Annotated in this window: 16 protein-coding genes; 7 read left to right on the top strand and 9 right to left on the bottom strand. The window is 70.3% G+C overall.

What is annotated here, in order from left to right; genetic code table 11:
* The first annotated feature begins 118 nt into the window (after positions 1-118).
* From IPH07_37505 to IPH07_37485, 5 genes are all read left to right on the top strand, one after another.
* Positions 119-1,273, top strand: a complete 1,155-nt coding sequence (locus IPH07_37505) for an isocitrate/isopropylmalate dehydrogenase family protein (GenBank protein MBK6923146.1) — start codon at positions 119-121, stop codon at positions 1,271-1,273.
* A 97-nt stretch (positions 1,274-1,370) separates the two neighbouring features.
* Complete coding sequence (locus IPH07_37500; GenBank protein ID MBK6923145.1) at positions 1,371-2,798, top strand: OmpA family protein; 1,428 nt, start codon at positions 1,371-1,373, stop codon at positions 2,796-2,798.
* Between the two features lie 79 nt (positions 2,799-2,877).
* Entirely contained in the window at positions 2,878-3,771 is an 894-nt protein-coding gene (locus tag IPH07_37495; protein ID MBK6923144.1) for a DUF4397 domain-containing protein, read from the top strand.
* A 23-nt stretch (positions 3,772-3,794) separates the two neighbouring features.
* The gene (locus tag IPH07_37490) at positions 3,795-4,751 is read left to right on the top strand and encodes a hypothetical protein (GenBank protein MBK6923143.1); all 957 of its coding nucleotides are present in this window, start codon (positions 3,795-3,797) and stop codon (positions 4,749-4,751) included.
* Between the two features lie 29 nt (positions 4,752-4,780).
* A complete protein-coding gene (locus tag IPH07_37485) occupies positions 4,781-5,194 on the top strand; it encodes an acyl-CoA thioesterase (GenBank protein MBK6923142.1) in 414 nt (137 codons plus the stop codon).
* 13 nt (positions 5,195-5,207) lie between these two features.
* Here the strand turns inward: IPH07_37485 and IPH07_37480 are convergent, their stop codons facing one another.
* The 4 genes from IPH07_37480 to IPH07_37465 form a co-directional block, all read right to left on the bottom strand.
* The gene (locus IPH07_37480; GenBank protein ID MBK6923141.1) at positions 5,208-5,702 is read right to left on the bottom strand and encodes a hypothetical protein; all 495 of its coding nucleotides are present in this window, start codon (positions 5,700-5,702) and stop codon (positions 5,208-5,210) included.
* A 175-nt stretch (positions 5,703-5,877) separates the two neighbouring features.
* Positions 5,878-6,558 (bottom strand): hypothetical protein, encoded by a 681-nt coding sequence (locus IPH07_37475; protein ID MBK6923140.1) that lies wholly within the window; start codon positions 6,556-6,558, stop codon positions 5,878-5,880.
* Entirely contained in the window at positions 6,555-8,060 is a 1,506-nt protein-coding gene (locus tag IPH07_37470) for a protein kinase (GenBank protein ID MBK6923139.1), read from the bottom strand. Before IPH07_37470 ends, IPH07_37475 begins: the two co-directional genes overlap by 4 nt.
* Positions 8,061-8,068: 8 nt before the next feature.
* Complete coding sequence (locus IPH07_37465; GenBank protein MBK6923138.1) at positions 8,069-8,653, bottom strand: FHA domain-containing protein; 585 nt, start codon at positions 8,651-8,653, stop codon at positions 8,069-8,071.
* 65 nt (positions 8,654-8,718) lie between these two features.
* On the opposite strand from IPH07_37465, the gene IPH07_37460 reads away from it, so the two are divergent.
* Positions 8,719-10,062, top strand: a complete 1,344-nt coding sequence (locus tag IPH07_37460) for a hypothetical protein (GenBank protein ID MBK6923137.1) — start codon at positions 8,719-8,721, stop codon at positions 10,060-10,062.
* Between the two features lie 14 nt (positions 10,063-10,076).
* Here IPH07_37460 and IPH07_37455 read toward each other — a convergent pair whose 3' ends face one another.
* The 3 genes from IPH07_37455 to IPH07_37445 form a co-directional block, all read right to left on the bottom strand.
* Positions 10,077-11,411, bottom strand: coding sequence for a DUF1552 domain-containing protein (locus IPH07_37455; GenBank protein ID MBK6923136.1), 1,335 nt, complete (start codon positions 11,409-11,411; stop codon positions 10,077-10,079).
* A 30-nt stretch (positions 11,412-11,441) separates the two neighbouring features.
* Positions 11,442-13,163, bottom strand: coding sequence for a DUF1592 domain-containing protein (locus tag IPH07_37450; GenBank protein MBK6923135.1), 1,722 nt, complete (start codon positions 13,161-13,163; stop codon positions 11,442-11,444).
* A 311-nt stretch (positions 13,164-13,474) separates the two neighbouring features.
* Positions 13,475-14,587, bottom strand: a complete 1,113-nt coding sequence (locus IPH07_37445) for a hypothetical protein (GenBank protein ID MBK6923134.1) — start codon at positions 14,585-14,587, stop codon at positions 13,475-13,477.
* A gap of 257 nt (positions 14,588-14,844) precedes the next feature.
* Between IPH07_37445 and IPH07_37440 the strand changes: the two genes are divergently transcribed.
* Positions 14,845-15,762, top strand: a complete 918-nt coding sequence (locus IPH07_37440) for a hypothetical protein (GenBank protein MBK6923133.1) — start codon at positions 14,845-14,847, stop codon at positions 15,760-15,762.
* 79 nt (positions 15,763-15,841) lie between these two features.
* On the opposite strand, the gene IPH07_37435 is transcribed toward IPH07_37440, so the two are convergent.
* Together IPH07_37435 and IPH07_37430 are read right to left on the bottom strand one after the other, a co-directional pair.
* Entirely contained in the window at positions 15,842-16,456 is a 615-nt protein-coding gene (locus IPH07_37435) for a hypothetical protein (protein MBK6923132.1), read from the bottom strand.
* Positions 16,457-16,568: 112 nt separating this feature from the next.
* Complete coding sequence (locus IPH07_37430) at positions 16,569-18,893, bottom strand: AAA family ATPase (GenBank protein ID MBK6923131.1); 2,325 nt, start codon at positions 18,891-18,893, stop codon at positions 16,569-16,571.
* Positions 18,894-19,003: the final 110 nt, after the last annotated feature.

Genomic DNA, 19,003 nt, shown 5'->3' with positions numbered 1-19,003 from the left:
CGCGCAATCGCGTGCACGCGGCCGTTGCTGCGCGATCCCTCGCAAGTCGGGTTCCTCACCACGCGCGGGGCCCCGCGCGCGCCCTGGCCCCGCTCGCTTCGCGGTACACCAGGGGGCGATGGCGTTTCAGCTCGTCACTCTCCCCGGCGATGGTACTGGCCCCGAAGTCATGCGTGAGGGCATGCGCGTGCTCGATGCGGTGTCGCGCAAGCTCGGCATCGAGTGGAAGAACCAGGAGATCCCGTGCGGCGGACAGTTCTACCTGCAGCACGGCAGCCGTGACTGGCCCGAGGGCAGCGAAGAGGCCTGTGCGGCCGCCGACCTGATCCTGCTCGGCGCGGTGGGCTGGCCCGACCCCAAGGGCTCGGGTGGGCCGGTGCTGATGGCGAACGGCAAGATGGCCGGCTACTCGCCGGTGATCGGCAACCGCATCCGCCTGAACCTCTACGCCAACGTGCGGCCGGTGAAGCTCTACCAGGGCGTTCGCCACCGCATCCACGGTGCGCACAAGCAGGTGTGGGAGCCCGGCAAGGTCGACATCGTGTTCCTGCGCGAGAACACCGAGGGCATGTACGCCCAGACCGGCGGCAAGCTGTCGCCCGGCGGTCGCACCGACGTCGCGATCGACACCCGCGTGATCACGCGGCGCGCCAGTGAGCAGATCATCCGCCACGCGTTCGAGCTGTGCCGCGCGCGACCCAACGGCGCACCCAAGGACGGCAAGAAGCGCGTGACCGCGATCGTGAAGGACAACGTCCTGCACGGCTGCCAGTTCTTCCGCGACGTGTTCTTCGAGATCGGCGCCGAGTACCCCGAGATCGAGAAGGAGACCGCGATCGTCGACGCCTTCACGCAGTGGCTGCTGGGCCAGCCCGAGCACTACGACGTGTGCGTGACGACCAACATGTTCGGCGACATCGTGACCGACCTCGCCAGTGTGCTGCAGGGCGGCATGGGCATGGCGGTGGGCGCCAACGTCGGCCGCGAGCACGGCATGTTCGAGCCCATCCACGGCAGCGCGCCCAAGCACGCCGGCAAGGACAAGGTGAACCCGATCGCGATGATCCTCGCGGTGAAGGAGGGCCTCGACTGGCTCGGCCACCGCAAGCACGACGAGCGCCTGACCAAGGCCGCGACCGCCATCGAGGCCGCCGTGGTGGCCACGCTGCAGGCCGGCAAGCCGCTCACCTACGACATCGCGGGTGAGGCCGCCGCGGCCAAGTGCAGCGAGGTCGGCAAGGCGATTGCCGATCGCGCGGCCGCGCTGGTGTAGCGCCGGTGATGGCCCCCGCCTTCGGGTGGGGGCCCCTCGAAATCGGCCCGTTCTTTGGGGCGCTGGGCTCCCACGTGGCAGGCTGCCCGACATCGTCATGCCGCAGCTGCCCGTGTTGATCGCCATGACGCTGAGCGCCGGGGCGCCGGCCCCTGCCGCCTCCGATGCGGCGTCCGGCTCCGCCAGCGCGAGCGTCGAAGCCCCGCTCGCGACCCCACCGGCCGCCGGCGGTGAGGTCCAGACCACCGCGCCGACGACCACGACGCGCAAGCGCGAGCCGCTGTCGAAGCGCCGCGATCGCAAGTGGATCCATCGCTGGGCGCCCGAGCGCAACATGGCCGAGCTCGGGGTCTACGGCGGCGTGATCCTGCCGGCGCGCGACCTCGAGCTGTTCGAGGCCACCCTCGATCTACCGCGGCAGGGCTTCGCACCGCTGCGCCGCGCCGGCCTCGACGTCGGCGGACGCGTGGCCTACCTGCCGCTGCGCTTCCTCGGCTTCGAGCTCGAAGGCGGCGCGATGCCGAACAAGGCCAACGACCAGCGCGCCACCATGTGGACGGTGCGCGGGCACGTCATCGGCCAGCTCGGGCTGTGGAGCGTGACGCCATTCGTGGTCGTCGGCGCCGGTGCGCTCGGCGTGGCGAGCTCGCGCGCGGCGGTCGGCAACGACGTCGACGCCTCGCTGCACCTGGGCCTGGGCGCGAAGTTCTACCTCAACCGCTACGTGATGCTGCGGCTCGACGTCCGCGACATCATCACCGCACGGCGCGGCGTCGCCGACGGTGCGACCAACACCGTCGAGGCGCTGCTGGGGCTGTCGTTCACCTTCGGGCGCAAGCGCGATCACGATCGCAAGCCCGAGCCCGTGGTGACGCCACCGCCCACCGACCGCGACGGCGACGGCGTGTTCGATGACACCGACGCGTGCCCCGACGTGCCCGGCGAGAAGCCCAGCGGCTGCCCGCCCGAGCCCGGCGATCGCGACGGCGACGGCTTCCTCGACCCACAGGACGCATGCCCCGACGAGAAGGGCGTCGCGCCCGATGGCTGCCCCGATCGCGATCCCGACAAGGACGGCGTGCTCGATCCCGACGATCGCTGCCCGACCGAGCCAGAGACCAAGAACGGCTTCGAGGACGGCGACGGCTGCCCCGACGCGCTGCCCGACGAGTTCGGCGATCTCGAAGTGCTCGAGGGCGTGTTCTTCGACGTCGACAAGGACACCATCCGCAAGAACTCGCGCGAGGTGCTCGACAAGGCCGTCTCGGTGCTCGAGCGGTTCAAGACCGTGCGCGTCGAAGTCAGCGGCCACACCGACTCGACCGGCAACCGCGAGCACAACATGGAGCTGTCGCAGCGGCGCGCCGATGCGGTCAAGCGCTACCTCGTAGAGCACGGCATCGACGCCGCGCGCATCGAGACCCGCGGTGCCGGGCCCGACGAGCCGCTCGATTCCAACGCCATCGCGGGGGGTCGGGCCAAGAACCGCCGCATCGAGTTCCGCGTGCTGACCGTCGGGCGCTGACGGGCGATCGCACCGGCGCCCGCGCTCGAGGCACCCGCCGCGCCGTGATCAAACCCGGCGCTCGCGGGACCACCACGGCATGCCCCACCTGAGCCTTCGCCTGGCAGCGCTGCACCTCGCGGCGCCGCTGCTCGTCACGCTCGTCGCATGCAGCCCCGGCGACGACGACGCCGACGCCGACGACACCGGCACGACCAGCGCCTCGGGCACCGCCAGCGCCTCGGGCAGCGCGTCCGCCTCGGCCAGCGCGACTGCCTCGGCCAGCGCGAGCGCCGGCGACACGACCGCGGGCGACGGTGAGCTCGGACCCGCCGCACGCGTACGCTTCGTCAATGCCGTGCCCGACGCGAGCTTCGATGCGTGGGTCGCCGACGTCGACGGCGCGCCCGTCCGCGTCGCCGAGAACATCGGCTTCGGCGAGGTCTCCGACTACCTCGATGCGCCGCTCAATCCGTTCTCGCAGTGGCCCGAGATGGTCCTGATGCCGAGCGGTGAGGCGCCGCAGAACACGCCGAACTGGCGGCTCGACAACGTCAGCGGCCCCGATCGCATCTTCCTCGAGGTCCGCGAGCTCGACGCCGAGGGCGAGCAGGCCTCGCTCATCGTCACGCGCGACGAGGTGCTGCAATGGCAGACGCTCGACGAGACCGAGATCGCCGACGCCGATCCATCGCAGGCCACGCTGCACATCTCCTACAACCTGTTCGACCTCGAGGGCCCGCAGGTGAGCGCGCTGGCGGTGGTCGGCCAGCCGTGCCTGCACGTCGGCTCCACCAGCGTGGCGCTGCCGTGGTCGGTGTCACCGGGCAGCTTCGAGCTGGGCTACTACGACCTGCAGACCGACACCGAGTGCACCACCGCGCTGCAGACCCTGCCGATCACCGCCGCGGCGGGCGAGCGCGTGCTGGTCGTGCTCTACCACGACGACGCCGAGGTCCTGATGCTCGAGACCCCGATCCCGCTCGACCCGTGACGGCGTGCGCTACGCTGGAGCCCGTGCACCGCCTGCTGATGTTCGCGCTGGCCCTGGCGTCGTGCGCCACCGACGGTGGCGCCGCGACGTCTGGCACCACCGGCACGTCGAGCACCGCCACCTCGAGCGCGGCGAGCTCGAGCACGGATTCGACCGCGGCGCCGGGCACCGATACGACCGCGGCCGACAGCACCGGCGGCGCGCTGGCGTGCAACGGGCGGGTCGACGCCTGCGCACGACGACTCGACGAGGTCCTGCTGCCGGCCACCCACAACTCGATCGCGGCGACCGCCTATGGCTTCCCTGCCCTCAATCGCAACCAGGAGCACGGCCTGCGACGCCAGCTCGACGATGGCATCCGCGGGTTGCTGCTCGACGTCACCGAGTACGAGGGCGGCACGTGGCTGTGTCACGGGCCCTGCTCGCTCGCGAAGCTCGCCCACCTCGATGCGATCGCCGAGATCGGCGAGTTCCTCGACGAGCACCCGCGCGAGGTCATCGTCATCATCTACGAGGACACCGCCGGCGCCGGCGCGATCGAGGCCGACTGGCAGGCCTCGGGCCACGAAGGCAAGCTGATCGAGCTCGACGGCACGGGCTTCCCCACCCTCGGCGAGCTGGTCGACGCCGGCACGCGCGTGCTGGTGACGGCCGAGAACGGCGGCCCACCGCCACCGTGGTTGCACCACGCGTGGGACACGGTCTGGGACACGCCGTACACCTTCCACGCACTCGACGAGCTCTCGTGCGCGATGAACCGCGGCACGCCCGGCGTCGGGCTGTACTTGGTGAACCACTGGATCAGCACGGAGCTCGATCTCCCCGACGCGTCGAGCGCCGCGGCCGCGAACGCGAGCGATGTGCTCGGCGCACGGCTCGAGGCCTGCGACGCCCAGTGGCAGCACCCGGTGAACCTGCTCGCGGTCGACTTCTACGACCAGGGCGATCTCTTCGCGGTGGTCGACGCCCACGGGCCCTGAGGCCGACCGCCCGTGGCAGCATCGAGGCCGTGCCCCGCCCCCATCGTCACACGATCGAGGTCGTGCCCGCCGACGACGACATCGACGAGCTCGATCACGTCTCGAACCTGGTGTACGTGCGATGGGTGCTGGAGGTCGCGCGGGCCCACTCCGACGCGCGTGGCTGGGACCATGCGGCCTATCGACGACTCGGCGCGATCTGGGTCGTGCGGCGTCACGAGGTCGACTACCTGCAGCCGGCCCGCCGAGACGAGCGTGTCCGCGTGACCACATGGGTCGAGCCGTGGAAGCGGGTCTCGTGCGTGCGCTGCACGGAGATCGTGGGCGACGATGGTCGCATGCTCGCGCGCGCGTCCACGACGTGGGCCTTCGTCGACCTCGCGACGCGGCGTCCGACGGCGATCCCCGACGCGCTGCAGCAGGCCTTCGTCGAGCCCGCGTGACCGCGCGCGCCGCTCACGGATGCAGCGGCAGCCCCAGCACCAGCGTGGTGTGGCCGCAGGGATACGCCAGCTCGAGCGGATGCGCACCGAGGGCGAGATGCTCGCCGTCCATGCGCAGCACCGGATTCTGCACACCTGCGGCATCGCCGAACGCCGCCGCCGAGGCGCACGCGGGCAAGCCACGCGCGGCGAGCTGATCGTGCTGTGCGGCGAGCAACAGCTCGCGCTCGGGCTGCAGGTCGGCCGTGATCGCCACGATATACCGCATGGAGCTCGCACCATCGCCGTAGTCGAGCTGCAGCGAGGTCCCGGTCGCAGCGCAGTCGAAGCGATAGCCGTCGTGCCCGGCGTCGCCGAGCGGCACCACCGTGGTCTTGTCGCAGTAGAAGCGCGGCGACTCGACGTGGAGGATCACCGAGAGATCGGGCTGCGGACCCTGTGCGCAGCCGGTCGCGACCGCGACCAACGCGACTGCAGCAATACGTTCGAACGCTCGAAGCTCGGCCATCAATCGAGTTCCCCTGCACCCAGAGTTTGTCGATGACAGCCGACGCGAGCAACGGTCGGACGTCGAGCTGGCCCACCTCGGGACCCGTACAGAGCGCGAGAGCCCCCCGCGAACCCGATCGAGACGCCGAGTTTCATCGCGGTGTCAGCCGACCGCGCGACACCCGGCCAGCGCATCACCGACGGGCACGGCGACGACGCGCCAGGCGGACACCACCGACGGTCGCGACCACTGCACCGACGCCGAGCGTGACGCCGCCGCCGACGTAGAAGCCGTCGATCGGGCCATCGAGCCGATCGAAGCGATCGTAGTCGTGGGTCGCGCGCTGTCGACGACGCAGCTGCTCACCGACGATCACGAGGGCGATGCCGACCACCACCAGCGCGGCGCCGCTGCCCAGCAACGCCGGCCCGACGCGATCGCGGGGCACCCGCTGGGGCGGTGGTGTGTCGGCAGGCGGCGAGGTCACCGCGGGCGGCGGGACCGGCTGCGGCGCGGGCTCGCGGGGCTCGGCGGCAAGCTGCTCGCGACACCGCTGTTGATTCTGCACCGCCGCCTCGCGCGACTCGCCCGCGGCGCCGGAATCGATGAAGCGCTGGTAGAGATCGATCGCAGCCGCGCAGTCGCCCACGCTGCGAGTGGCCTGCGCCCACGCATACAACGTGCTGGGATCGGCACGCAGCGCGTGCGATCGCTTGAAGTGGGCGATCGCTTGCTCGTACTCGCCGTCGGCATACGCTGCGAGTCCGCGCTGCAGCTCGGTGTCGGCCTCGGAGCTCGAGGGCTCGGCACGTGCGAGCGTCGGCCACGACAACGCGAGCGCCAATGAGAGCGCGAGCCCCCGTCGCGAGTTCATCGACGGCCCGAGCCCGGTGGCAGCGGTGCATCGAGATCGATGGTGCGCTCGGGCGCAGCGGCCGGCGTGGGCTTGCGCTTGGTCCGACGCGGTGCAGGCGTGCGGGACGCTCGCGCGGCCGCCGGCGACACGCTCGGCTCGGCGGCCGCCGTGGGAGCGCGCGTCGTCGATGCCAGCTCGGGCGCTGCCGGAGCCACCACTGGGCTCGGCACCGGCAGCGGCACCGCGGCCGGTGTCGGCACCGGGCGCTCGCGATCGGTGGCGTCGTCGTCGGTGGCCTGCTCCACCGACGGCCGCATCGCGAGCGTGACCGCGAGCCCCGCGAGCCCCGCGATGGCGACGCCCGCCAGCACCGCGCCCCAGCGACGCGTCGGCGCCGGCGTGGGCACCGACGACGCCGCGTCGACGCCCGCCCGCGGCGGTGGCACGGTCGCGGTCGCGGGGGTCGCCTCGGCGGCTTCGCGGCGCAGCGCGACCGTGCGTGCATGCTCGGCGTCGGTGGTCTCGCGCTCGATCTCGGCCGCGAACAACGACTGCATCAGCGCTGCCACCGTGCGCGGCGCGGCGACCAGGTGGGCCGCGTCTGCGAACGCCTCGAGCTCGTGCTGCAGCGCCTGCGCACTGCCGTGACGTCGCGAAGGCTCGCGGGCGAGCGCCCGCATGACGATCGTCTCCAGCTCGACCGGGAGATCCGGTCGCAGCGGCCGCGGCGAAGGCGGCTCGTCATCGGCGATCTGTCGCACGAGCGCGATGTCGCTGTCGCCACGACGCATGCGCTGGCCGGTCAACAGCTCCCACAGGAGCACGCCCACCGCGAACACGTCGCTGCGACGATCGAGCGGCTCCCCGCGGCACTGCTCGGGGGACATGTACGCGATCTTGCCGCGCAGGGTGCCGGCCTCGGTCGAGATCTGCGCGCTGCGAACCTTCGCGACCCCGAAGTCGGCCAGCTTCACCGCGCCCTCGAAGCCGAGCAACACGTTCGACGGCGAAATGTCGCGGTGCACGATGCCGAGCGGCCGCCCGTCGGCGCCGACGTGCATGTGGGCGTGGTGCAGGCCGGCGCACAGGGCCGTGATGATCGCGAGGATCTCGTCGAGCTGCAGCGTATGCCCGAGCTCGCGGGCGCGTCGCAGCAGCTTGTAGAGGTCGCGGCCCCGCACGTACTCCATCGCATAGAAGTAGCCCGACGGATCGCTGCCGACCTCGTAGACCGCGGCGATGTTGGGGTGGTCGAGCGAAGCGCTGAGCCGCGCCTCCTGCAGGAACCGCTCGACGAACTCGGCATCGTCGGCGAGCCGCGGCAGCACCTGCTTGACCACCACCAACTTCTCGAAGCCGCCGATGCCGCGGGAGCGCGCCAGGTACAGCCGCGCCATCCCACCCTCGCCGATCTGCTCGACCAGCGTGAACTTGCCGAGCGTGCGCAGCGACGTGGCGGGCGTCGCGTGATCGCGGTCGTCGGCCAGCTCGGGCACGTCGACGATCGTATGCACCGGCATCGGTGGGATCAACCGCGGCCGCGCTCGAGCGCCACGCAGTGGGCAAGTGCGGCACGAGAATGCAGCTCGAGTCGCTCGAAGATCCGCTCCAGGTGCGTGGCGACGGTGCGGCGACTGATGCCGAGGCGGGCAGCGATCTCGGCGTTCGTCAGGCCCTCGGCCACGGCCTCGGCGACCTCCCACTCACGGGCCGACAGGGTCGCATGGACCGGACGCGCCGGTGCGGCCATCGCCGGGGCCGCAACGTCGTCGAAGCGCACGACGAGCTCCGCGGTCGCGATCTGGATGCGATCGCCGTGGTGCAGCATCGCCACGTCCACGCGCTCGCCGTTGAGGAATGTGCCGTTCTTGGCACCGAGGTCGACCAGGTTGTAGCCACGATCGCCGGTCCGACTGATGCGCGCGTGTTTGCGCGACACCCCTTCGACGTCGAGCTGCAGATCCGACTCGCGGCTGCGACCAATCACCAGCGCGTCACCCGTGACGGCGACACGTCGCGACGGTGCACCCTCGAGTTGCACGTCGAGGTGGACCATACGCGGCTGCGCCGGCAGGGGCTCGACCTGTCGCGTCTGCGTCGGATCCTCGGCCACCCCCATGGAGCGTAGCACTCGCCCGCTTGACAGCCGCGGCCGCCGCGGGCCTACGATCGCGCACGGTGGTGCGCGACTCGAATCGAGCATGGGGCGCAACCGGCGCGATCGTGCTCCTCGCGGCATTGCCCGCGTGCCACCGCACGTTCGCGTGCAGCGACGCCGCACAGTGTCACCTCGACGGGCGCGCGGGGTTCTGCGAAGCCTCGGGCGAGTGCAGCTTCAGCGACGACGCCTGCGCATCGCAGCGTCGCTATGGCGATCACGCGCGGCGCGAGCACGCCGGACGCTGCGTGCCGCCCGATGGTACGGCCGAGGGCGAGAGCACCGACCCGAGCGGCGCTGCGACCTCGAGCACCGCCGGCGACGGCAGCACCTCGACGGTCGGTGAGGTCAGCAGCGGCTCGAGCACCGGTGGCATCCCCGTCGATCCCTGCGTCGACGGCCTGCGCGACAGCCCACCGGTCGTCGCCAGCGCGGACGGCCAGATCATCGAGGGCCTGCGGATCGTCAGCGACGGCGAGCCGGCGATCAGCATCGAAGGCTTCGAGGGCGTGGTGGTGCGCAACTGCGAGCTGCACCACCGCGACGACCCCGGCCTGGTGTTCCGCGACGCCCACGACCTCGAGGTCCGCAACGTCGTGGTCATCCACGATGGCGCACCCGCGAGCGGCCCGCACGGCGACAGCAACCAGGCCAACGTGGTCGGCAGCGACAGCGAGCGCGTCGTGTTGGAGCACGTTCGCGCAGTGCGGGGCGCCAGCGGTATCGACCTCGAGAACACCCCCGGCGCGCAGCTCTCGTTCATCGAGGTCCACGACGTCCGCGGCCCCGGCGAGGCCGCCTGCGTGCGCCTGGCGGAGAGCGACGGCGCGTTGCTCGAGGACTTCTCCTGCGAGAACCCGCTCGACACCGCGCGGCCCGGTGATCTCATCGAGATCGAGGCCAGCTCCGACAGCATCGTGCGCCGCGGAATGCTCGACGGCAACAACGCGGAGTTCGGCTACGGCGTCCACTTCACACAGATCTCCGGCCAGCACCACGGTGGTCTGGTCGAAGATGTCGACGCGATCCGCATGACCAACGGCAGCTTCTCGTGCTTTCCGTTCGGCCGAGACATCACGTTCCGTCGCACACGCGCGCGCGAGAACATCTGCGAGATCGTGTCGGCGCCGGTACCCGGGTGCTCGAACCCGGGGCCCAACGGCGGCTGCATCCCCGGCTCCCAGGGATTGTCGTGGGCCGGATCGGTGGACTCCATCAACCTCGTGATCGAGGCCTCGGCCTACTTCGCGCTGTGCTGGGACGTGGTCTGGCCCGAGGACGTGTTCATGACGCCGCCCGAGCAGCTGGTCGAGCTCGACTTCGAGATGCGCGCGCCGATCCGCACCGTCGCTTGCTGGGAGTGACGCCCGCCGACGGCTCACGCGAACATCGCGTCGAGCCGGCCCGAGCCGCCGCCAGGGTGGCCGAACTGGTCGACGTCGACCACACCCATGGCCTGGATCAGCGAGACCATCAGCGCGTGGGTGTTGGCCGCGTCGTCGCCCAGCGCGAAGTGACGACCGGTGGCGAACTGGCCCCCCGCGCTGCCGAACACGAAGCTCGCGCAGCCGCTGTTCGAGTGCGCACCACCGGGTGAGCCGTACTCGCTGACCAACAGCACCGTGGTGGTGTCGAGCAGCCGCGAGCCGTCGGGCTGCACGGCGCCGAGGCGGGTGATGAACTCCGCGATCTTCTGGGCGTACCAGCGCATGAACAGCCCCACCGTCTCGCGCGTGCCCGCGTGGGTGTGCGAGTGATGATCGCGGACGTTCTGCTCGCCGGTGTTGACCTCGGGGATGAGCGGCGCGTCGAGCCACGGCATCGAGAACCGGAACGCGGTGTTGCCGAACGACAGGCTCGCGACCCGCGTGGCATCGCACAACAGCGCGGTCTCCATCATCTGCCAGAAGAAGTCGGTGAGCACCGGGTAGTTGTTGGGATCGTCGTGGTCGAGCCCCGAGACCTGCGCCAGCGCATCGGCCGGCGGCACGCAGTTGAAGACCTGCAGGTTCTGCTCGAGCTCGCGGATGCGCTCGCAGTGGTAGTCCACCAACGTGCGGCCCTCGCTGGGCAGCGCGCCGATGTAGCCCTTGCACTCGCCGTAGGACACGTCGAGTACGCTCTTCTTGCGTGCGATGAGTAGCGCGGCCGCGTCGGCGTCGAGATCGCTGAAGAGGCTGCCGTAGGCAGCGACCGGGTCGTTCACCAGCGGCACGCCCTCGCCGGCGGACTCGTAGTGGCTGTGGGCGTAGCTCGAGACCCCGCTGGCGCCGATGCTGAACACGGGGGCGCGCAGCACCGGCGCGTCGCCCTGCTCGAACAGCCGCCGCGCGATGAACTGATCGATCGAAGGGCCGGTGGCATAGCCGGTGCCTTCATCGCACGTGCAGGTGAGGCAGCCCATGCCGCCGGAGCGGTGGCCGGTCTCGGTGCTGGTGCCGTAGGGCACGCCGCCGATGTGCTGCTGCGAGAACGCGATCAGATCGGCGCGATGGGGCTCGAAGGCGTCGTAGTAGTCACCGAAGCTGAAGTCACTCTCACCGCCGGACGGGCCGGCGTCGGTGTAGTTGAGGCCGTTGGGTGTGAACAACGTGACGAAGCGGCGTGGCGCGTCCTCGGGCGCTGCGGTGACGCGACGCTCGATGCCGGCGAGCAACAGCGCGAGCGGGCCGGCGGTGAACACGGTGCGACGGGCGATCTTCAGGTTGGCCATGGTGTCTCGAGCTCCTCGTGGCTGCGGCGTCTACTCGGCGAACGGGCCCGTGCGCGCGAACTCGTCGGACAGCACCAGCGCTGCGACGAAGGCGGGGAACTCGCCGTCGCCGGCCTCGAGGCCGGCGGCGAGTCGGTGGTAGAGCGCGACGTCCTCGGGCGCGAGCGTGCGTCCAAAGGCGTACTCGAGGTAACGCCGCGCGAAGCAGCCCCGCACCGCCTGCGAGTCGGCGATGGCGTCGACCATCCCCGCGAGGTCGTCGAACTCGACATCGACGCCGTCGAGCGCCGTCAGGGTGCCGTGGGTATCGAGCGGTCGACCGAGCAGATCCTCGGTCATCACGCGACCGATCGCGTCGAAGCCCATGTATGCGAAGCCCGGCGCGTTGAGCAGCTTGTGACAGGCGTTGCACGAGCCCTCGCCGGTGAGCTGCGTGAGGTGCTCGCGGTAGGTCAGGCCCGCGCTCTCGGGCGTGTCGTCGAGCGTGGTGTCGACGTTGGGCGGGGGCGGCGGTACCTCCTGACACAGCAGTCGCTCGCGGACGAAGCGGCCCATCTGCACCACCGAGAAGCCCGACTCCTTGGTGTGCGCGGCCAGCAGCAGCGGCTGCGTGAGGATGCCGCGCCGGGTGTCGGGGTCCAGCTCGACCGCGCGGAACTCCGGCCCACTGACGCCCTCGACGCCATAGATCGACGCGACGGTCTCGTTGGCGAAGCTCGAGCTCGAGGTCAGCAGGGTCGTCAGCGACGGTGACTTGCCGAGCATCGCGTCGTAGACGAAGCGGCGGGTCTCCTGCTCGAGGTCCTGCTGCAGCGTGGCCGGCAGCCCCGCGGTGACCTCGGCGGCCTTCTTGACCACCTGCGCGCCGTCGGTGCCGAGCCACTCGGACACGAAGCGCACCACACCGTCCTGGGCGCGGGGATCCACGAGCATGCGCTCGGCCTGCTGTGCGATCTGTTCGGCGTCGGCGAGGGTGTCAGCGTCGGCGGCGTCGAGCAGCGCGTCGTCGGGCATCGTCCCCCACAGCAGGTAGCTCAGGCGGCTTGCGACCTCGTAGGGCGCCAGCGGGCCCTCCTGCCCGGGGCCGGCGGTGCCGAGCTCGGGGCGGTAGAGAAAGTGCGGCGACATCAACACGGCCTCGAGGACGAGCGCGACCGCATCCGCGGGCGCATCGCCGGCGGCGACGCGCGCGTCGAAGAGTCCGCCATACCGCGCGATCTCGTCGGCGGTGACGGGGCGACGAAAGCTACGGCGCAAGAAGCTCGGCAGCCAAGCATCGACGCAGGCGGCGTCGGCCGTCGCGGGCGTACAGCCCGGCGCGAGCGACATCATCGGAACCGCAGCTGCGGCAGCCTGCTCCGCGGCGCGCGAGAAGGTCTCGAGCTCCGCCAGCCCGAGCTGCTTGGCGTGGGCATTGTTCGACAGGTACTCGACCTTCTGCTCGTCGGCGAGGCCCTGCTCGGCTCCGACGACGCCGAGCAGGTCGCGCACGGTGTTGCCGTACTCGAACTTCGACAGGCGTCGCACGCCGATCGCGGTGTGGAGATCGCCGATCGCGGGATCGGGCCGATCGGGCTCGCCCGTGCCAGTGTCACTGGCCCCACCCTCGGCGCCACCGCCATCGCTCGAGCCGTCGCCGCCAGCCGCCGTGGCCTCGGCGTCGCCCGAGCCCGCCGGGCCCAGCCCCGTGTAGCACGCGGGCGCAGCGAGCAGCGCGAGCAAGGCGAGCGGGCATCCGAGCAGACGGGGCATGCTGTGATGCTAGGCCCGGTCCGTGCGCGGCAGTATCGGCCATGCGACCGCTTCGGCGACGATTCCCGCATCGGTCGATCGACCGACACCAAGGGCGTGTCGGCTGCCACTGGTGTCACCGCGCAGACGAAGGATGCGCCCCCGATCTCAGGGCCTGAGACCCGAGGCGCACCCTCGGTGCACCGCGACCGGCCACCGCGTTGGAGCGAGTGGACCGCGCCGCGTGCACGTACGGCTACCAAGCAATGGGAAGGTCCATCGCTTGGCTCCTTGCCTTTGTCGCGGGTGAACGCTTCGCGTTCATCCGGAACTCAGAAGCTGCGGTCCGGCCCCGGCGTGCTCTCGTAGAAGCACTTCCAGTCGATCGCGCCGCCCGACGAGGCCCGGCGCGCCTGCACGAGGTTGGTCGGATCGGGCGCCGTGGTGTGCTCGAGGTCGCCGTCGCACCACCAGTCGAAGCGACGGTTCTTCACGTGGATGTCGGTCCAGCTCTGGCCGGGCGCAACGCTGATCTTGCCCTGCTTGCTGTCGACCAACAGCTTCTGCGGCGCGTTGCACGAGTCGCGCTCGTTGCTGAGGAACAGCGCCGACGCCGGACGTGGCTCGCTGTCGGCGGCGACCAGACGGAAGTGCGCGACGTATGAGCCGTTGAAGCCGGTCATCTTCACCTTGACCTCCTTGTCGCTGGCGCTCGCGATCGTCGAGTACATGCCGGCATCGGTCTTTGCCGTCAGGTGCGTGCCCTTCGCGGTCAGCACGGCGACGCCGATGGTCTGGTCCTTGCGGTCACCCAGGGTCTTCAGCAGGCCGACGGCGTCCTGGATCATCTTCTCCTTCGTGCTGCCCTTGAACGCGTCGTAGGTGCCTTCGGTCCCGAGCTCCTTCTCGATCGCATCTCCGGCGTATTGGATCAGGTCGCCGAGGATTTCCTTGAACGAGTTCAGCTGGGCGTTGTCCTGCTCGGCGATCGCGACCGTCAGCACCGCGGTGTCGAGCGCGGAGAGATCACCCTCGAACAAGGTGCGCACGAGCGTCTTGTTGCTGTTGGGGCCCATCTCCCAGATGTCGCGAGCGCCGGGCGGGCGCACCTCACCGGCGATGAACGCCTTGCTGACGCCGTTGACGGCCGCCGAGCCCGACAGCATGTAGTAGATCTCGTCCTCCGTATTGTTGCCGATCGGACCGGCCCAGTTCTCGCTGAGATCGGTGGTGACCTTGTAGGTCAGCGCCATCGTGAGCCGCATCTTCTTCGGGATCGATGCGACGCGCCTGGTTGCCGGCCCGACGTTGGTGGCGCTCGAGCGCGGGGCGCTGTCGATGGCCGGGGCCGCCTGCGCGGACCGTGGGGTCGCCACGGCTGGCGCAGCGATCGAGAGTGCGAGTGCACCGAGCATCGCGCGGAGTCCGAAGTTGGATCGATTCATGGGAGTCGTCATGGCGTGTTGCTTTCGCGTCGGCGCGCATCGACCGGCTCACGCGGGAGCCGGGGACATGGGGAGCTCATCCTTGGACGCGGGTCCGAGCGACATGCCCGGCTCTCGCATCATCGGGGCGGCGCCTTGGCGTCCCGACACACCCATCGAGACCGCCACAGCTGCACTTGTGACGGGCGCCGACGCGGCCGCGATCGATTCTCCATCGGGCCCCCGCGCTGGGCCCCGACGCGTAGACTGTGGCGCCGATGCGTGCACCTTGGCGTCTCCCCGCGCTCGTGCTCGCGACCGCCTGCGGTCGCGGGCCGGTGTTCATCGACCCCCGCGTGGTGCAGGGCGACGACGGTGACGACGGCGACGCGAGCACGTCGATCGCAGCGACCACCGGCGAGCCACCGCCGGGCTGCGACCTCGACAGCCACGAGATCGACTGCGACGGCGACGGCATCCCCGATCGCGACGATCCCTTTCCGACCGATCCCGATCGCCCGGGTCGCGCCGCACCCGACGTGATCTACGTGCATTCGGCGGCGACGCTGTCGTGGCTCGACCCGCTCGACCCGGTGCCGGTCTTCATCAACGAGTTCCGCTTCCCCGAGGGGCCCGACGGGCAGGTCGTCGACATCGCCATCGATCGCTTCGGCGTGTTGTATGCGATCTCGAACGCCGTGCTGCACGTGTGCGACCCCGTGAGCGCGACTTGCTGGGCGCTCGGCGATCTGCCGGCCAATTCGCTGGCGATGCTGCCCGAGGGCACCATCGAGACCGACGACGACACGCTGGTGGCGCTGGCCGGCTCGACGTGGACGGTCGGACGGCTGCGGGGCCCCGAGCTCACGCTCGAAGAGATCGCAGGCGTGAGCCCCTACGAATCGCGCGGCGACATCGCGACCGCGGCCAACGGCCTGACCGTGTTCACCAGCCCGAGTGCGTCTGGCGACGTCGTCGTCGCGATCGAGGCCGCCACCGGGAAGCTCCTCGGTGAGGTCGCCGTGTTGCCCGCCAGCACTGGCCTGTACGGCGCCGCGGCGGCGAACGGGTCGCTATGGTTGTTCGATCAGCTCGGCACGATGTGGGTCATGGACCCGACGACCGGTGCGAGCGCGGTGGTCGGCATCGACCCGGCTGGCATCTGGGGCGCCGCTGCCCATCCCGACCTGCGCTGAGGGCCATCGGGCGGACACCGGCACCACGCGGACCACCGGCGCGATCGCTTGCGACCGCGCCGGCCCGCCTGCCTCCGAACTACTTCGCTGCGAGGCTCTTGCAGAAGTCGAGCGCGGTCGCGGCCTGCTCGGGCGAGGCCACGGTGGTCTCGCACCAGATCGACTTGCCGGCGATGTCACGACGAACGTTCACGAAGTAGTTCGCGCCCATGTCGCCCTTGTTGTCGAAGGTGACGACCCAACCGTCGTCGAGCTTCTCGTCCTTGAGGTTCTGCGGCGTGTACATCTCCGCGTCCTTCTTGGCCGCGGCGACGTCCTTCGGGCGGGTCTCCGAGGCTTCCTCGACGCTCACGACCAGGCCGGGGCCCATGATCATCGCGCCCTTGCCACCGATGCCATCGCTGACGGTGGTCTCGGCCGGCGCGCTGGCGGTGAGGCCCAGCTTGTCGAGCGCGAGCTTGCCAGCGGCGGCCGGCTCGGCCTTCGCGGGCTCGTCCTTCGCGGGCTCGGCCTTGGCGGCAGCATCGACCTTGTCAGCGCCGCCACCACCCTCGGCCTTCTTCTCCTCGGGCTTCTTGGCGTCCTTGCTCTCGGCCTTCTTGTCCTCGGCCTTCTTCTCGTCCTTCTTGCTGTCGCACGCGACAGACAGCGAGAGCCCCAGGAGCGACACCACACAGAGGGTACGGATCTTCATTCGTGTTTCGAACCTCCGCGACCAGACGGGTCGCGCGGCGCCATGTTGCACGGAACGCAGGCCCCGCGGTGGCCCTGCGCCCGTGACTCTCCTCGCGCGGGGTTTCCCAGCGCTACGGCTGCTCGTTCGCGAGCACGTCCGGCACCAGCGCGCTGCGTTGCCCGACACCGAGCAGCCACAGCTGGAAGGCCGCGCGTGTCGCCCCGATGTGCAGCAGGTGTCGCGACTGCACCTGATCGGGGTAGTTTGCGCGGGTCGGCTCGAGCAGGACCACGTAGTCGAACTCGAGGCCCTTCACCTGACGCACGTCGGTGACGTCGATGCCAGCGGTGAAGGTGAAGTCCTCGCGTCGCACGCGACGCAGGCGCGGCACCTCGGACACCCGCAGCGCCTCGTAGTAGACGTCGGCCTGCTGCGGGTAGCGAGAGATCAACGCCACCGAGGCGTTGGGCTCGCGGTGCATCAACGTGCGCAGCGCTTCGCCCAGGAACGCGACCGCCTCACCGGTGTCGGTGAACTCGAAGTAGCTGACGTCGGCGCCATCGCGGGCGACGACCTGCTCCTCATCGGCGAGCGCGCCCAGCACGTACCGCGAGAACTCCATGATCTGCCGCGTCGAGCGGTAGGTGATCTTGAGCGGCTGGATCTCGACGTGCGGCAGCCCGGCGTCACCGAGCAGCTGCGGCCAGTCGACGAACCCGTTGTCGAACACCATCTTCTGCGCGCGGTCGCCCGCGATCGTCACGCTCTTGCCCTTGCTCGCACAATCGAGCAGCACACGGACCTCGAGCGGACACAGGTCCTGCGCCTCGTCGATCACGATGTGCTCGTACTCGATGCGACGGCCGCCCACGAACAGGCCGCCGTACTTGAGCTGCATCAGGCGCAGCAGGATCGCGTCGTCCTCGGCATCGAGCCCCGCGCCCTCGGGCACGGCTTGATCCGGGTGATCGACCTCGAGATCGGCCTTGCGGGCGCACCAGCGCACGATCGTGCCGATGTCGCCGTCGGTCCACTCGCCCGGAGCGTGCTCGTGGATCGCGGCGCGGATGCGCTTCTCGGTGGTGTTGAGCTCGAGCCAGTCGCCGACGAAGTCGCGCAGCTGCTCACGCGCGGCCCGGGCCACGGTGCCGGCGGCCGCCTTCACCTTGGGTGGCAGCTCGGCGCCGCGCCCATCGGCGAGCCACTTCACGAGTCGCTCGGCGCGGATCACCGGCGGCATCTGCGACGACGCATCCCACGTGCGCAGCACCTCCGCGCCGGCCCGCTCGTCGAGTCGTTCGACCAGCTGCGCGCGGATCTCGTCGAGCTGCTCGCGCACGAGGTCGTCGCACATCTTCAGGATCAGGGCGTGCTTCTTGAAGCGCTGCACCGGATCCGGTGTGGCCCCGGTGTAGCGTTGATCGATGCGCAGCTTGATCTTCGCGAGCAGACCCGCCGACCACTTGCGGTAGGTGGTCACGTTGACGCCTTCGACACCCAGCGAAGGCAACACGTGTCGCACGTACTCGACCAGGCCGTCGTTGTAGACCACGATCATCATCGAGCTGGGCGCAAAGCGCTGCGCGTCCTGGAACGCGAGGTAGGCCACGCGGTGCAGCGCGACGGTGGTCTTGCCGGAGCCGGCACCACCCTGGATCAGCACGATGCCCGACTCGGGTCGCGTGATGAGATCGAACTGCTGGCGATCGATGAGCGCCGTGATCTCCTGCAGGTGCTTGTCGGCGCGCGCCGGCGAGTCGTCGCCGTGAACGCCGAGTTGATTCTGCGGCACGCGGATGGCCGAGCCCGCACCGCCAGCGAGCGTCGGCTTGGCGCTGCCTTGGGCCTCGCGAAAGCACGCGCGGCCGTCGATCATGAAGGTGCCCTGCGGTGATGCGACGCGACGCAGCGAGCCGTCCTGCACCGCCAGGCTGCGGCGCACGAGGATCTTGCCCTCGAGCGTGCGCTCGTCGAACTCCTCTTCGTAGTCGTCGTCCTCTTCGTAGCGGTAGTAGAGGCGGCTGACCGGCGCGTTGCGCCAATCGACGATCGTGACCCCGTCGCCGTTGTCGAGCAGCGTGTTGCGGCCGACCAGCACGTCGCGCACGTTGCCCGTCCGTCCCTCGCGCAGGCGCAGGTGACCGAAGTAGGGATTGTTGGGGTCGACCGGCAGACTGCGGCCCTGCCCGCGCTTGCGACTGAGGGCGGCGACCTGGTGCATCTGGTCGATGAGCGACGGGACGTCCTCCTCCTTGGCCTCCGCAATCGCATCGCGCAGCTCGATGAGCTGCGCGTCCAGGTCCTCGATCTTGTCCGGGTCGATCTCGGCATCACGGGCGATGCGGGCCCGGACCTGCTCGAGGAGGCGGAGCTCGTCGTGGACGATCTGGCGCCCTGTCTCCGACAGCTGCGTCAGATCCGGTCTCGCGCGCTCGATTGCGCCATCGTCGGACATAAGTGCTATCGCATAGCAAAACTGCGGTCGGCTTGCGACTGCTACGGGCCAGTGAGGTTGTGCACGCCCTCACGCCGTCATGCGAGCGCCCTCGGCGCGAACGATCGATC

The sequence above is a fragment of the Deltaproteobacteria bacterium genome (genome assembly GCA_016709225.1).
Lineage (GTDB): Bacteria > Myxococcota_A > Polyangia > Nannocystales > Nannocystaceae > Xiheibacterium > Xiheibacterium phototrophicum.
Note: the sequence above shows the minus strand (reverse complement) of the source record. Positions and strands in the feature narration are given on the sequence as shown.

Excerpts from the sequence above, each read along its gene's own strand:
- IPH07_37505 (MBK6923146.1), top strand. The coding sequence starts at position 119 with ATGGCGTTTCAGCTCGTCACTCTCCCCGGCGATGGTACTGGCCCCGAA.
- IPH07_37445 (MBK6923134.1), bottom strand. The coding sequence starts at position 14,587 with ATGAATCGATCCAACTTCGGACTCCGCGCGATGCTCGGTGCACTCGCA.
- IPH07_37455 (MBK6923136.1), bottom strand. The coding sequence starts at position 11,411 with ATGGCCAACCTGAAGATCGCCCGTCGCACCGTGTTCACCGCCGGCCCG.
- IPH07_37480 (MBK6923141.1), bottom strand. The coding sequence starts at position 5,702 with ATGGCCGAGCTTCGAGCGTTCGAACGTATTGCTGCAGTCGCGTTGGTC.
- IPH07_37430 (MBK6923131.1), bottom strand. The coding sequence starts at position 18,893 with ATGTCCGACGATGGCGCAATCGAGCGCGCGAGACCGGATCTGACGCAG.
- IPH07_37495 (MBK6923144.1), top strand. The coding sequence starts at position 2,878 with ATGCCCCACCTGAGCCTTCGCCTGGCAGCGCTGCACCTCGCGGCGCCG.
- IPH07_37500 (MBK6923145.1), top strand. The coding sequence starts at position 1,371 with ATGCCGCAGCTGCCCGTGTTGATCGCCATGACGCTGAGCGCCGGGGCG.
- IPH07_37440 (MBK6923133.1), top strand. The coding sequence starts at position 14,845 with ATGCGTGCACCTTGGCGTCTCCCCGCGCTCGTGCTCGCGACCGCCTGC.
- IPH07_37435 (MBK6923132.1), bottom strand. The coding sequence starts at position 16,456 with ATGAAGATCCGTACCCTCTGTGTGGTGTCGCTCCTGGGGCTCTCGCTG.
- IPH07_37475 (MBK6923140.1), bottom strand. The coding sequence starts at position 6,558 with ATGAACTCGCGACGGGGGCTCGCGCTCTCATTGGCGCTCGCGTTGTCG.
- IPH07_37450 (MBK6923135.1), bottom strand. The coding sequence starts at position 13,163 with ATGCCCCGTCTGCTCGGATGCCCGCTCGCCTTGCTCGCGCTGCTCGCT.
- IPH07_37470 (MBK6923139.1), bottom strand. The coding sequence starts at position 8,060 with ATGCCGGTGCATACGATCGTCGACGTGCCCGAGCTGGCCGACGACCGC.